The following is a 14795-nucleotide window of genomic DNA, read 5'->3' on the forward strand; positions in this document are numbered from 1 at the left end:
GAGCTAGCTTAGAAGCGGGCATTTTAACTGATTACTACTCAAAAAACGACTTATAAAGGCTCAATAAGCGTGAGCATTTTGCAATTTAGTTAATAAACTGTAGGCATAAAAAAAGCACCCTAAGGTGCTTTTTTTGCAAAATACCAGTTGTATTGGATTAGTAAGTAGTAATAACGATAGAAAAACAAGTCTATAACAAGGCAAAAATTTTGCAGTGTAGTTATTCTACATAAAAAACTTTTAACGACGTTATGGGCTTGTTTAGCTCGTTAGAATACTTACGCTTTCAATATAATTGGTATTAGTTCATGCCGTATTTTTTAAGCTTTTTACGTAAAGTACCACGGTTGATACCTAGTAAAATTGCTGCACGAGTTTGGTTACCACGTGTATATGTCATTACTTCTTCAAGTAATGGCGCTTCTAGCTCTGAAAGAACAAGGTCGTAAACGTCTTGCACATCTTGACCGTTAAGCTGCTTTAAATAGTGGTGAACAGCTTTTTTTACTGCATCACGCAATGGCTGCGGTTTCTCGTGTGACTGAACATGAGGGTTAGTGATAAATGGAGAAGTCACGTTTTGTTCGAACATTATTAAGTCTCTTTCTTTCTTAGTTAGCTGCTAGTGTTTTAAAGTATTGCTCTAATGCGACGACCTGTGCCTGTGGGTTGTCGAGCGCATTAAATACTCGCCTAAACTGACCATCACTGTCATGGGTTTGCAAATACCAAGATACATGTTTGCGAGCAATTCGCGCTCCCATTGGCTCACCGTAAAACATATGGAGGTTTGTTAAATGCTCCATTAATATACTGCGCACCTCTGCAATAGCAGGTGGCTGTAAATGTTCCCCAGTTCGCAAATAGTGGTCTATCTCCCTAAATATCCAAGGGCGACCTTGGGCGGCTCGGCCAATCATAATGGCATCTGCACCCGTATAGTCTAAAACCTGTTTTGCTTTTTCTGGTGATGTAATATCACCATTGGCAACAACAGGAATCGACACTGAACGTTTTATATCCCTAATCGTGGCGTACTCAGCATCACCTTTGTACATACATGCGCGCGTACGCCCATGTACAGCAAGTGATGCAATGCCATAACGTTCAGCTATTCTCGCAATCTCTACACCATTACGGTTATCCGGATCCCATCCTGTACGGATTTTAAGTGTCACAGGTATATCAACAGCATTAACAACTGCATCAATAATCTCTTCCACAAGTTCAGGAAACTGTAATAAGGCAGAGCCTGCGAGTTTCTTGTTCACTTTTTTTGCTGGGCACCCCATATTGATATCTATGATCTGTGCACCATTAGCAACATTGAATTGTGCGGCCTGCGCCATAAGCTCAGGATCTGCTCCTGCAATTTGCACCGCGCGTATACCCGACTCACCGCTGTGATCCATACGGTTCATCGACTTTTCTGTTTTCCAAACCTTAGGATTTGACGATAGCATTTCAGACACAGCTAAGCCCGCACCTAAGCGTCGACAAAGTTGTCTGAATGGTCTGTCTGTAATGCCTGCCATTGGCGCGACAATTACATTATTCTCAAGTTGGTATTTACCGATACGCACTATATTCAATAGGCCTCTTTTCAAGGGGCGCTAAGTTTACGGTTTTTTTCACAAAAATCAAAGGCTATAAATTGAACAAAAGTAACTTTTTTTTGCCCTTTTCGTATTGACATTTGATAACCACATGACAAGTAGGTTGATTTGTTTGAAATTCATACAGATTTTATTTTTTACAAGATAACTAGAAAATTTTTTGATATGTAAAAAAATAGTAAAGCCTGTTAAATACAGGCTTTACATGCATGTTTTGAGTTAATGCTCTAGATTTGATTGTTCGATTTATTACGCTTTTTTAGTGCCACTTACTCGAGTCCAATCACCTTCAACGGCAATGTCATCTAGTTCAATAAACGGTGCATAAATGTCAGCAACCGATTGTGCTTGTTCTTCTAAAATACCTGACATGGCAATTTTACCACCTGGCTTTAATAACCCTAAAATCACACTATGTAATTCGCGAAGTGGCTGGGCTAAAATATTGGCCACTACTATATCTGCACTAAACTCAGGTTGGTTTTCTGGAAGGTATACTTCGAGTTTGTCTGCAACACCATTTCGGTTCGCGTTATCAAGGCTAGCTTCAAGCGCTTGAGGGTCAATATCTATCCCAATCATACGCTCTGCACCTAGTTTTATAGCTGCAATACCTAAAATGCCTGAGCCACAACCAAAATCAACAACCGTTTTACCCGTCAGATCTTGGCTTTCTAACCATTTAAGGCACAAGGCCGTTGTTGCATGCGTACCCGTGCCAAAAGCAAGGCCAGGGTCTAGCAATACATTTACAGCATCAGGGTCAGGAATGTCGCGCCAGCTTGGGCAAATCCATAGTTTTTCGCCAAATTGAATAGGGTGGAAGTTATCCATCCATTCACGTTCCCAGTCTTTATCTTCAAGTTGCTCGATTTTGTATACTAAATTGTCTTTTAGCTCATCATGGCGCTTCAATAACGCAACGACTGCGTTCATATCATGATTAGCTTCGAACAGGCCAATAACTGTGGTATCAGCCCAGAACACAACGGTGCCAATTTTAGGCTCGTAGATAGGGGTGTCTTTTGCGTCAATAAAGGTTACTGAAGCGCTACCCGCTTCCATTAATAGATCGCTTACGGCATCAGCTGTTGCAGCATTGGCATTAATACGAATTTGGATCCAAGCCATGGTTATTTCCTTCAAATAGAAAAAAGGCCGCTATAGCGGCCTTTTTAGTTTATATAGTAGCGCTAAAATTATTTAGCGTCTAAAAAGCTTTTCAGTAAATCTGAGCGAGAAGGGTGGCGTAATTTACGCAGCGCTTTCGCTTCTATTTGACGAATACGCTCACGTGTTACGTCAAACTGTTTACCTACTTCTTCTAAGGTGTGGTCGGTATTCATATCAATACCAAAACGCATACGTAGTACTTTAGCTTCACGAGCTGTTAAGCCTGCAAGTACATCGTTAGTTGCGCCACGAAGAGATTCCATTGTTGCCGAATCGATTGGCGAATCAATAGTTGTATCTTCGATAAAGTCACCTAAGTGAGAATCTTCATCATCACCGATTGGTGTTTCCATTGAAATTGGCTCTTTAGCAATCTTAAGTACCTTACGGATTTTATCCTCAGGCATCATCATGCGTTCTGCTAATTCTTCTGGATTTGGCTCACGACCCATTTCTTGTAACATTTGACGAGAGATACGGTTAAGTTTATTAATCGTTTCAATCATATGCACAGGGATACGGATTGTTCTTGCTTGGTCAGCAATAGAGCGTGTGATTGCTTGACGTATCCACCACGTAGCATAAGTAGAGAACTTATAACCACGGCGATATTCAAACTTATCAACCGCTTTCATCAGACCAATGTTACCTTCTTGGATTAAATCTAAGAATTGTAAGCCACGGTTTGTGTATTTTTTAGCAATTGAGATTACAAGACGTAAGTTAGCTTCAACCATTTCTTTTTTCGCACGGCGTGCTTTCGCTTCACCTATGCTCATTCGACGGTTGATGTCTTTAATACGCTCAATACTTAAACCTGTTGTTTGTTCAATAACAGATAATTTATTAATGCTACGAATGATTTCTGGCTTAACTTCTTCAAGTTTAGCTGAATACTTTTCGTTACCTGAAATTTCTAAATCAACCCAAGAAGCGTCAGTTTCGTTATTAGCAAAATGCTTAACGAATGTTTTCTTTGGTAATTTAGCAATTTGAACAGCTTGCTTCATGATTAGGCGTTCTTGAACACGAACACGATCCATCATTTCACGCATGTTATTTACCATGCGGTCAAACTGTTTAGGTATTAATTTAAATGTTCTGAAAAGCTCACCAATTTCAAAAATGGCTGCTTGTGATTCAGGATGCGAACGACCTTTAGCTTCAAACGTATCACGTGCTTTATTATATAAATCACGTAAATTTTCAAAATGAATACGAGCTTCTTCAGGATCTGGCCCTGTGTCTATCTCTTCTTCATCTTCATCATCGCTATCAGCATCATCTTTGTCATCTTTATCGTCGTCCTCAAGTTGCTTAGCACTTAATTCTGAACCGATGTTAGTTGCTGAAATTGGCGCTGTATCTTCATTAGGATCGATAAAGCCAACGATAATATCGCTTAAACGCATTTCTTCAGCTTCAAACTTATCCCACTGCTCTAGTAGGTAAGTGATTGCTTCAGGGTACTCTGCAACAGAAATCTGTACTTGATTAATGCCTTCTTCAATACGTTTAGCGATTACAATTTCGCCTTCACGTGTAAGAAGTTCAACAGTACCCATTTCGCGCATGTACATGCGAACTGGATCCGTTGTACGGCCGATTTCTTTTTCTACAGTCGCAAGGGCTGCAGCGGCAGCTTCAGCTGCGTCTTCGTCTGTCGTTGTTTCTTGCATCATTAATTCATCAGCATCAGGCGCGTTTTCGCTAACCTTGATACCCATGTCATTAATCATGCTTATGATATCTTCTACTTGATCTGAGTCTATAATGTCTTGTGGAAGGTGATCATTTACTTCTGCAAAAGTTAAGTAGCCTTGCTCTTTACCTTTCTGAATCAGAAGTTTTAATTGTGACTGAGGAGTTGGATCCATAGAGATTGTTTCTTCCACTCTGATAAGTTGATACAACAGGCGCCATCATGTAGTTTGCATTAAAGCTAACTAGAATAATGTGACGCAGTGAATAGCACAGTATAACAGTTTAAATCAATTTTGACTAGGGTCTGTTGGTCTTTCAGGATTAAAGTTTGTTCTATCCAAGGGTGGTTTAATCGCGGCGCGAGGTTTGTAACCTAGTGGGCTAAGTAAAAACCGAGCAACAAAGAGTAAACCTCCCTTGGGTCGAACCCAAAGGGCAGCGCGTGTTTGGTATTTATGCTGCGTTATCGCCTATTTATGTGGAATAACCACACTACATAAGCTCTGTCTTGTCTAAATACCAAACACACTGCTGTAAACTTAACCTCGAAAGATAAACAGACCCTAACTGTTAGTCGCTTTTAACGCTGTCATTAACAAATGACACTCAAGCCTTTCATCGCTACTAAGGCCTTGTGTCTTGTCCTTTATTAATAAGGTCTCGAGTCGATAATTTAAACACTGATCTTCAATAAACTTGAAAGTATTTTTAAAAACCGTCTCTAAACGTTCTTCATTTATCTCATGTTGCCACGTTGCAAGCTTGATTAATGGCTCGTAATCTTCAGTTCCTCGAAAAAACTCGAGCAGTTGCGCAGTGGTCACATTTTCTTTTTCTAAAGCTTGTTCTTGTAATCGTAATAACAGCCCTATGCCAGCAATGTTCATTTGTGCAAGCTCAGGTAAATACGGCACACTTTTAGCTAAATTAGGGTGCTGGATCAATATACCGATAGCTTGGCGCATAGGTGTTATTTTAAATTTACGTTCAATAGAGTGTTGTTGTTTAGGCGTTTTTAAACGGCTATTCAACTGCTCACGCGTTCTGCCAATTAAGCGTCCTAATTGTTCAAGAATGTTTTCTTGATAAAACTCACTTGGAATTTTTTCAATTAGTGGAAGTGCTGCACTAAGAAGTTTAGCTTTTCCTGAATCGAGTGTTAAATCAACCTCTTGGCTTAATTTATTAAACAATACTTTGGTAAAGTCATCTGCTTGGCTTAGGCGCAATTCGAATTGCTCCTTACCTTCTTTTTGTACAAGCGAGTCAGGGTCTTCGCCATCTGGTAAAAATGCAAATTGTAGTGCTTTACCATCGTTTAAATAAGGGAGTGCATTTTCAAGTGCCCGCCAAGCAGCGTCACGGCCAGCCCTGTCGCCATCGTAACAACAGATTACTTTATCAGTAGTTCTAAATAAAGTGTGCATGTGCTCGCTTGTTGTTGCTGTCCCCAGTGATGCAACTGCATATTCAATCCCTTGTTCAGCTAAGGCAACAACATCCATATAACCTTCAACAATCATTACATGATCAAGTTTTTTATGGGCTTGCTTTGCTTCGTAAAGCCCATAAAGCTCAAAGCCTTTATGGAAAATTCGGGTTTCTGGCGAGTTTAGATATTTTGGCCCTTGGTCGGCTTGCATTACACGCCCACCAAATGCAATAACGCGTCCGCGTTTATCGCGAATAGGGAACATTAGGCGATCGCGAAAAAAATCAAATTGTCTGCCTGGTGTTTTTTCTGAAGCTAGCTTTAGCTCAACCAATTGCTCTTTTTGTTCTTTATTACGACCAAGCTGTAGGCATAGCCCATCCCATTCACTGGGAGCGTAGCCAATCATAAATTTTTTAACAGTTTCACCGCTTAAACCACGGCCTTTAACATACTCAATAACAGCAGCAGAATTACTATGGTGTTTTAATTGGTGCTGATAAAAGCGAGCAGTATGAAGCATTAAGTCGTAATCGGAGCGCTTTTGCGCAGCCGTACGCTCTGGTGCTGAATTTGCGCCTTGTTCTCGAGGTACTTCTAAGTTAAGCATGCTGGCTATTTCTTCAATAGCATCTACAAACTCTAGCTTTTCGTACTCCATTACAAACGAAATTGCATTACCATTAGCGCCACACCCAAAGCAGTGATAAAACTGTTTGTCTTGCGATACAGTAAATGAGGGAGATTTTTCGTTATGAAATGGGCAGCAAGCTTGATAATCCTTACCTGCTTTTTTTAGACCTACTTTTGAGTCTATCAGGTCGACAATATCGGTTCTGGCAAGTAAATCGTCTATAAAGTTACGTGGGATCTTTCCGGCCATTAGTAAAATACAGTCCTGAAATAATAAGAAGAAGAACGAATATGAAATTTACTTTTTTATACTTGCTTGATGCAAAATATAGTGTGCTTTAACTTACCAAAATGACAGCGAAATAAATAGGGAAGCTATAAAAAATTTCATTTTAAAGTAACCTAATCGGTGTACTTTTTATTAAAGTTAAAAACAAAGAAACCGAGCGCTAGGCTCGGTTTACTTCAATCATACTTTAATGTATGTGGGAGTATTAGGCAGTTAATCGTTGCTTAATTAAACCAGAAATCTTACCCATATCGGCTCGACCTTCAGCTTTGCTTTTGATTATACCCATTACTTTACCCATGTCTTGCATACCTGCTGCATTAGTATCAGCAATAGCCGCGTCAATGAGAGCAATTATTTCTTCTTCACTCAATTGTTGAGGTAAAAAAGTTTCAAGCGCTACTATTTCATTGGCTTCAATATCAGCTAAATCATCACGCCCAGCATCTTTGTACTGAGTGTAAGAGTCACGACGTTGTTTAACAAGCTTCACTATAACGGAGGTAATACCTGCGTCGTCTAGCGTTATTTGCTCGTCAATTTCACGTTGCTTGATTGCAGCAAGTACCATACGAATAGGGTTAAGACGTTGCTTGTCTTTAGCTCTCATCGCATCTTTTTGCGCATCTTTTAGCGTTATTAAAAGGCTCATTTATACAAGACCTAATATATTAGTATAATTTAACGCGACGAGCGTTATCACGAGAAAGTTTTTTCATGTGACGTTTAACTGCAGCAGCTTTTTTACGCTTACGCTCAGCTGTTGGTTTTTCATAGTGCTCGCGACGACGAACTTCTGAAAGGATTCCTGCTTTTTCACATGAACGCTTGAAGCGACGAAGTGCTACGTCAAACGGTTCGTTCTCTCTTACTTTAATTACTGGCATTAAAAATTCACCTACCTAAATTATGAGCGTTGCTCAAGTTGATCAAACATTGATCAAGTGGTTCAAAAATGGTGCGGTATTGTAATCCGAAGCAACACCACATGTAAAGGACAATATTAACAGAAACGCATTACGTTAAACAGTATTAATTTGCTTGGCGCTGGTACAGTTGGCAAAGTACTTGTCCCGCCTTTTTTTCTTTAATTAACAACCAGTTGGTTGGTGTTTCTAAGGCGGCTAGCTCTGCCTCTACTTCAACATAAATTAATGCGTCGTTGCTTAACCATTGGTTTTTTTCTAATAAATCGCAGGTTGTTTGCGCTAAATCTTTACGAAATGGTGGGTCAACAAATACAAGATTAAAGGCTTTGTTTGTGTTTTTTTGCTCTAAAAAGGAGAGTGAATTAGTATGCTTAACGTATGCGTTGTCGAGCTTTAAAGTGCTAATATTTTGTTCTAATTGCTTAGCGGCTAATGAGTCGAGTTCGATAAATGTAGCGCTTTTAGCATATCGTGATAGCGCTTCAAATCCCAATCCACCAGAACCGGCAAAACAATCAAGTACATTTGCGTCACGCGTATCTTGCATTAGCCAATTAAATACAGTTTCTTTAATTCGATCGGTAGTAGGTCTCAAGCCTTCTACGTTTTTAACCGGGAGTTTACGGCCTCGAAATTGACCACTAATCACTCTAATAAAGCCATCACTGGGCTTGTTAGCTGCTTTATTTTGCGTTGTTTTTTTTCTCATTTAGCTCACTAAAAAATGGTATATGGTATCTAGCTCAGATAATATTATGGGCGATTACGTGTAGCTTCATTTTTCAACCGCATTAAAAGTGTTACTATTAAACACTTACGTTTTGAATGGTTGTATTTATTAGCAACTATTGCTGGGCATTGCCAAGCTATTTCAAATTTTAGTTTATCAGATTTTTATAAGTGGTTATTAGCAAGTATGACAAAAAAAAGTAAATTCATGTCGTGGCTCGGTTTTGGCAAGTCAGATAAAAAAGAAGCAGAGCAAAAAGCAGCAGCTGATAAACAACAAGTATTAGCGCAAGAAGAGGCCCAGAAGCTAGAGCAAGAAAAACTAGCGCAGCAAGAAGCTGAAGCTGATCGTTTAAAAGCTGAGGCTGAAACAGAGCGCTTAGAGCAAGAGCGTATCGCTGCTGAAAAAATTGAAGCAACACGTTTAGAGCAAGAAAAACTAGCGCAAGAGCAAGCTGAAGCTGAACGGTTAAAAGCAGAGGCTGAAACAGAGCGTTTAGAACAAGAACGCCAGCGTGCTGAAAACGCGGAAAAGATTGCCATTGAGCAGGCCAATGCTGAATTGCTTGCAAAACAGCAAGCAGATGCCGAGGCGCAAAGACAAGAACATGCGCACCGTTTAGCCGACCAAGAAAAAGAGATGCGCTTAGAGCAAGAACGATTAGCGGCAGAAAAAGTAGAGGCTGAGCGACTAGAGCAAATACGCCTTGAAAAACAAGATGAGGCAATCAAAGCCGAAAAGCTTGCAATAGAGCAAGCGAATGCTGAGTTATTAGCAAAAGAACAAGCGGATGCTGAAGCTCAAAGGCAAGAGCAAGCGAAGCGCTTAGCAGAACAAGAAGCGCAGATGCTTTTAGAGCAAGAACGCATTGCGGCTGAAAAAGCAGAGAATGAACGCTTAGAGCAAGTACGTATTGCAGCTGAAAAAGCAGAGAATGAGCGTTTAGAGCAAGAACGCTTAGAGCAAGAACGCCTTGCAGCTGAAAAAGCAGAAAACGAGCGTTTAGAGCAAGAACGTATTGCAGCTGAAAAAGCAGAGAATGAACATTTAGAGCAAGAACGCCTTGCAGCTGAACAAGCAGAGAATGAACGCTTAGAACAAGAACGCCTTGCTGCTGAAAAAGCAGAGAATGAACGCTTAGAGCAAGAACGCCTTGCGGCTGAAAAAGCAGAAAATGAGCGTTTAGAGCAAGAACGTATTGCAGCTGAAGAAGCAGAAAATGAGCGTTTAGAACAAGAACGTATCACAGCAGAACTTGCAATTGAAGAAGCTAAAAAAGCCGAAAAGCCAAAAAAAGAAGGGTTTTTCTCTCGTCTTAAAAAAGGCTTGTTAAAGACTCGCGTTAATATAGGTTCTGGTTTTGCGTCTATTTTTAGTGGAAAAAAAATAGACGACGAATTATTTGAAGATCTTGAAACTCAATTACTCACCGCCGATTTAGGCGTTGATACCACCATGAAGTTGATTGATCGTTTAACTGATGCAGCGAACCGTAAACAGTTAAAAGATGGTGATGCGCTTTATGAGTTAATGAAACAAGAAATGGCTGCGATGCTTAAAACGGCAGAACAGCCTTTAGTCATAAGCGAAGATAAAAAGCCGTTTGTTATTTTAATGGTAGGCGTAAATGGTGTTGGTAAAACAACGACTATTGGTAAAATGGCTAAGCAATTTCAAAACGAAGGTAAGTCGGTTATGCTGGCTGCTGGTGATACGTTTAGAGCGGCAGCTGTTGAGCAGCTTCAGGTTTGGGGTGAACGTAACAGCATTCCCGTTATTGCACAGCATACAGGTGCAGATAGTGCATCAGTTGTGTTTGATGCATTCCAAGCGGCTAAAGCACGTAATATAGATGTGTTAATTGCTGATACAGCTGGGCGCTTGCAAAATAAAGATAATTTAATGCAAGAGCTTGAAAAAATAGCTCGTGTAATGAAAAAGATTGATCCTGATGCGCCGCACGAAGTGATGTTAACTATCGATGCAGGCACAGGGCAAAATGCAATTAGCCAAGTAAACCTGTTTAATCAATGTGTTGGTTTAACTGGTATTACGCTTTCAAAACTTGATGGAACTGCAAAGGGTGGTGTTATTTTTGCGGTTGCAGATAAGTTTAATATTCCAATTCGTTACATTGGTGTTGGTGAAGGTATTGATGATTTACGCGCTTTTAAAAGCGATGATTTTATTGATGCGTTATTTAGCCAAGATGAGGACGACGTTTAATTTACCAAAAAAGGGAGCTAGCTCCCTTTTTAATTGCGAGGAATACTAATTTCATTAATGTGTTAATGGAGTTGGCATAATAAAAAGATGATAAATTTTCAGCAAGTAAGTAAGACCTATCCTGGAGGGCACCGCGCCCTCGAAAAAGTTAATTTTCATATTAAACCGGGTGAACTTGCCTTTTTAACTGGCCACAGTGGTGCGGGTAAAAGTACGTTGCTTAAGTTAATTAGCTTAATGGAACGTCCTTCAGCAGGTAGTGTATTTATCAACGGTGTTGATTTAAACAAAGTAAACTCGCGTCAAATTCCTTATGCTCGTCGTGATATAGGTATTATTTTTCAAAATCATAGGTTATTAGAGCGCTATACTATTTTTGATAACGTGGCATTACCTCTCATTATTGAGGGGACTCACCATAAGCAAATAGCTAAACGGGTCCATGGCGCGCTTGACAAGGTAGGCCTAATTGACAAAGTGAAATGCCATCCTTCAATGCTCTCTGGAGGCGAACAACAACGTGTTGGTATTGCCAGAGCTATTGTAAACTCCCCACCAATTTTACTAGCTGATGAACCAACAGGTAATCTTGACCCAGAGCTTTCAATGGAAATACTAAAGTTGTTTGAAGACTTTAATAAACACGGTACCACTGTTCTTATCGCAACGCATGATTTGGGTTTGGTTGCACGTATGAAGTATCGTAGCTTAACCTTAAAAGATGGCCGTATGCTTCAAGACCCGCTTGCTGAGGGGGCACTATGAGTTTACTTTTTAAAGGTCGCCAAAATAGTAACGACAAGCAAAAAAAATCAGTATTAGCTGGCGGTTACTTTTTTATTATTAATATTTTTCGCCAAGGTGTGCATAGCTTAGGTGAAATGTGGCGCACGCCGCTTGCGTCTATGATGACTATCGCTGTACTTGGTTTGAGCCTAACGTTACCTGCAACACTTTACTTAGTCGTTAAAAACGTACAGCAAGTGAGTAGTGGCTTTGAAGAGGCGAGTGAAATATCGTTGTTCGTAAAAGAAAGTATGAACGAGCAAGAAACGCAAACATTAGTAAAGCGTTTAGCACTTTACCCAGAAGTGGAAAGTGTTGAGTTTATTTCAAAACAACAGGCATTAACTGAATTTAAAGATGTATCTGGCTTTGGGCAAGCTTTGGAGTATTTAGATAAAAATCCATTACCGGATGTGGTACTCGTTACTCCAACAAAACGTCACAGACACCCAAATGCCGCTAAAGTACTGCTAACTAAATTAGAAAGTGAACGTGAAGTTGATTTTGGTAAGCTCGATATAGCCTGGTTAGAGCGTTTAAATGCATTACTAGATTTACTCAAAGAAAGTGTAATAACTATCGCATTATTACTACTTACCTCAGTGACACTTATTATTGGTAACACCATTCGTTTGTCGATCATGGATAAAAAAGAAGAAATACAAGTAATGAAGCTAGTAGGCGCAACGAACACCTTTATACATGCCCCATTTTTGTGGACCGGTATTTGGTATGGTGTAATAGGTGGTTTGTTTGCCTTTATATGCGTAGGACTGATGATGTGGTGGCTTTCAAGCGCTGTGAGCAGTGTAGCGGGGGTGTATCAAACAAGTTTTTCGTTAATAGGATTATCGCTTAATGAACTCGGCTTTTTAGTGTTACTTGCAACAAGCTTAGGATTTGTAGGCTCGTACCTTTCTGTAAATCGATATATTAAAGAAATAGAACCCGATAAAGTATAAAAAACCCTGCAAACTATAAGTGAACCAACCCAGCTTGATATGCGTAACGTATCGGACTGGGTTGTACCTCCCGTTACTAAAACTGTCATATTTGTGTACTATCCTCCCATAAAGTAATGAGTTGTAAATAAGGTGATGCGGTTAGGTTAATTGGCTGCAATCCCTCAATTCATCACTTATTCAGTCGCTTGTAGTAGACTAAACACATACTAAAAACTGCTTGATTTATACTTTTAAAAAGTTTTAAATTGGGGTTAGCACTCTTAGAGAAAGAGTGCTAAGATAGTTTCAAATGTTTATCACCGAGGTGAAAAATGAGTAAAGATTTATACGCAATGGCACTTACAGTCGGACAACAAAGCGCAAGCATGGACGGTTACCTTCAAGCGGTAAGCACTATTCCTATGCTTAAAGTTGAACAAGAGCAAGAACTTGCTAAAAGACTTCAGGAAGAAGGCGATCTTAGTGCTGCCAAGCAACTCATTATGTCGCATTTACGCTTTGTAGCACATATTGCTAAAAGCTACTCGGGATACGGCTTACCACAAGCTGACCTTATTCAAGAAGGTAATATAGGCCTGATGAAAGCGGTTAAACGTTTTGACCCTACAGTGGGTGTACGTTTAGTGTCGTTTGCAGTGCATTGGATTAAAGCCGAAATACACGAGTTTGTTCTTAAAAACTGGCGCATAGTTAAAGTTGCAACCACTAAAGCGCAACGTAAATTGTTTTTTAATCTTCGTAAAAACAAAAAGCGTTTAGGCTGGTTCAACCAAGCTGAGGTTAGCACTGTTGCTAGCGAGCTAGGTGTGAGTGAAAAAGAAGTACGTGAAATGGAATCGCGCATGAGCGGCCAAGACATGGGCTTTGACCTAACTGGTGACGATAACGACGATGCACCAACAAGTACATACTCTCCAGTACAGTATTTAACAGATGGCGCAGCAGACTTAGCTGACGACGTTGAACAAGAGCAGTGGAAAGAGCAAGCGCATACTCGTTTATTTAGCGCACTTAAAACACTAGATGAACGTTCACAAGATATTGTTAGCGCACGTTGGTTGTCTGATGATAAAGCAACCCTTCAGGAGCTTGCACAAAAGTACAGTGTATCTGCTGAGCGTGTTCGTCAGCTTGAAAAAACAGCGATGAAAAAGTTACAAAGCGCTATGAGCTAATATTGCTCAAGCAGCAAAATTTAAAAAGCCCTGCATGAAAATGCGGGGCTTTTTGCTTTTGAGTAGGTTGGTTTGAGCGAAGCGAAACCCAACGATAAAATATCTAATCAAGTAATACCGATACTCTGCATTATCGAATGGTTATACCAATCCGCAATAATACTTAATCATTTTGCGAGGCTAAACGTGTCGCTACCTGCGTTAAAAAAGTCTCATTTGGAACAACTGAATAGTGAATTTTTTGCCTAGCTATCAACACGTTTTTCCGCCCTCAAAATAGACCACTTAATTAAGCGAATTGGTATTAGTTTATTATTCGGATATAGCATTATTTAAAGCTTATATTACCTAGCACTCACTCCCTTTCTCTCAGCATGCGCTAACTGAATGTACTTACGTTCAACTAATTGCGAAACCGGTACGAGTTCAAAACCTTGCTTAGTTAGCTCTGGTAAGGCATGGCGTAAAAATTCGATGGTTTCAGGGTAGGGATGAGCAATTGCAATGGCAAAGCTATGGGAAATGGCTAATTGTTTTAACTCTTCAAGCCTTAGCTGCAGTTGTTCTGGTGTAGTTATGTTGTCTAAAAACACTTGGCGACTAATATTAGCAACACCCAAAAAGTTAGCGGCATTTTGTGCCTGACTCAAATCGGTTGTGCGACTATCTAAAAAATATAAATGACGCTTTTTAAGTACTTCCATTGTCCACTTCATAGCTTGGCTTTTTTGCGTAAGCGCTGAGCCCATGTGGTTATTAACGCCTTTAACTTGCGGTAAACTAGCGAGAGCTGTTCCAAGAGTTTGCTGAAGCTGCTCTTTATTCATATTTAAAGTAAGCGCACCAGGCCCTAGTTCTTTACCGTTAAGTGCTTGCATAGGTACATGAAGCAATAACTCTTTATTTGATTGACTGGCAAGTGTTGCAAAAATTTGCGAATAAGGGGTATGGGGCAAAATTGAATACGACAATTGCCCAGGTAAGGAAAGGAACTCTAAGTCCCGTTGATGATAGCCTATATCGTCTATCACTATTGCTATTTGCTTGGCGCTAATTGTTGCAGAGCTAAAACAAATAGCTAATGTTAGCCATTTTATTATTTTCACGTTTATAGTTTTTATTATCTTTTTAGCTTTA

The 14795-nt window shown here is 39.9% G+C and carries 13 protein-coding genes; 4 read left to right on the forward strand and 9 right to left on the reverse strand.

Features of this window, described 5'->3' with window-relative positions; all coding sequences use genetic code 11:
• Positions 1–301 precede the first annotated feature (301 nt).
• From fis to rsmD, 8 genes are all read right to left on the reverse strand, one after another.
• Positions 302–592 carry a DNA-binding transcriptional regulator Fis gene (gene fis, locus H5126_RS03030; protein WP_002957804.1) on the reverse strand — a complete coding sequence of 97 codons (291 nt, stop codon included), beginning with the start codon at positions 590–592 and terminating at the stop codon, positions 302–304.
• Positions 593–611: 19 nt separating this feature from the next.
• Positions 612–1583 (reverse strand): tRNA dihydrouridine synthase DusB, encoded by a 972-nt coding sequence (gene dusB / locus H5126_RS03035; protein ID WP_024603689.1) that lies wholly within the window; start codon positions 1581–1583, stop codon positions 612–614.
• 282 nt (positions 1584–1865) lie between these two features.
• The gene (prmA, locus tag H5126_RS03040) at positions 1866–2747 is read right to left on the reverse strand and encodes a 50S ribosomal protein L11 methyltransferase (RefSeq protein ID WP_002957801.1); all 882 of its coding nucleotides are present in this window, start codon (positions 2745–2747) and stop codon (positions 1866–1868) included.
• 68 nt (positions 2748–2815) lie between these two features.
• The gene (rpoD, locus tag H5126_RS03045) at positions 2816–4666 is read right to left on the reverse strand and encodes an RNA polymerase sigma factor RpoD (protein WP_002957800.1); all 1851 of its coding nucleotides are present in this window, start codon (positions 4664–4666) and stop codon (positions 2816–2818) included.
• 390 nt (positions 4667–5056) lie between these two features.
• Positions 5057–6808 carry a DNA primase gene (dnaG, locus tag H5126_RS03050; RefSeq protein WP_165744708.1) on the reverse strand — a complete coding sequence of 584 codons (1752 nt, stop codon included), beginning with the start codon at positions 6806–6808 and terminating at the stop codon, positions 5057–5059.
• Between the two features lie 244 nt (positions 6809–7052).
• Positions 7053–7499, reverse strand: coding sequence for a GatB/YqeY domain-containing protein (locus H5126_RS03055; protein ID WP_007376027.1), 447 nt, complete (start codon positions 7497–7499; stop codon positions 7053–7055).
• Between the two features lie 19 nt (positions 7500–7518).
• Positions 7519–7734: a 30S ribosomal protein S21 gene (rpsU, locus tag H5126_RS03060; RefSeq protein WP_002957797.1), complete on the reverse strand. Its 216-nt coding sequence runs from the start codon at positions 7732–7734 to the stop codon at positions 7519–7521.
• A 145-nt stretch (positions 7735–7879) separates the two neighbouring features.
• On the reverse strand, positions 7880–8485 hold the full coding sequence (rsmD, locus tag H5126_RS03065; protein ID WP_182720029.1) for a 16S rRNA (guanine(966)-N(2))-methyltransferase RsmD: 606 nt from the start codon (positions 8483–8485) through the stop codon (positions 7880–7882).
• Between the two features lie 207 nt (positions 8486–8692).
• On the opposite strand from rsmD, the gene ftsY reads away from it, so the two are divergent.
• From ftsY to rpoH, 4 genes are all read left to right on the forward strand, one after another.
• Positions 8693–10732 carry a signal recognition particle-docking protein FtsY gene (gene ftsY / locus H5126_RS03070; protein ID WP_182720030.1) on the forward strand — a complete coding sequence of 680 codons (2040 nt, stop codon included), beginning with the start codon at positions 8693–8695 and terminating at the stop codon, positions 10730–10732.
• A gap of 87 nt (positions 10733–10819) precedes the next feature.
• Positions 10820–11497, forward strand: a complete 678-nt coding sequence (ftsE, locus tag H5126_RS03075) for a cell division ATP-binding protein FtsE (protein WP_002957793.1) — start codon at positions 10820–10822, stop codon at positions 11495–11497.
• The gene (gene ftsX, locus H5126_RS03080; RefSeq protein ID WP_002957792.1) at positions 11494–12480 is read left to right on the forward strand and encodes a permease-like cell division protein FtsX; all 987 of its coding nucleotides are present in this window, start codon (positions 11494–11496) and stop codon (positions 12478–12480) included. Before ftsE ends, ftsX begins: the two co-directional genes overlap by 4 nt.
• Positions 12481–12794: 314 nt before the next feature.
• Positions 12795–13658 (forward strand): RNA polymerase sigma factor RpoH, encoded by an 864-nt coding sequence (rpoH, locus tag H5126_RS03085; RefSeq protein ID WP_002957791.1) that lies wholly within the window; start codon positions 12795–12797, stop codon positions 13656–13658.
• A gap of 344 nt (positions 13659–14002) precedes the next feature.
• On the opposite strand, the gene H5126_RS03090 is transcribed toward rpoH, so the two are convergent.
• Positions 14003–14764 carry a divergent polysaccharide deacetylase family protein gene (locus H5126_RS03090; RefSeq protein WP_182720031.1) on the reverse strand — a complete coding sequence of 254 codons (762 nt, stop codon included), beginning with the start codon at positions 14762–14764 and terminating at the stop codon, positions 14003–14005.
• Positions 14765–14795 lie beyond the last annotated feature (31 nt).

Origin of the sequence: Pseudoalteromonas sp. SG45-3 (assembly GCF_014164075.1) — a bacterium.
Classification (GTDB): Bacteria; Pseudomonadota; Gammaproteobacteria; order Enterobacterales; family Alteromonadaceae; genus Pseudoalteromonas; species Pseudoalteromonas distincta.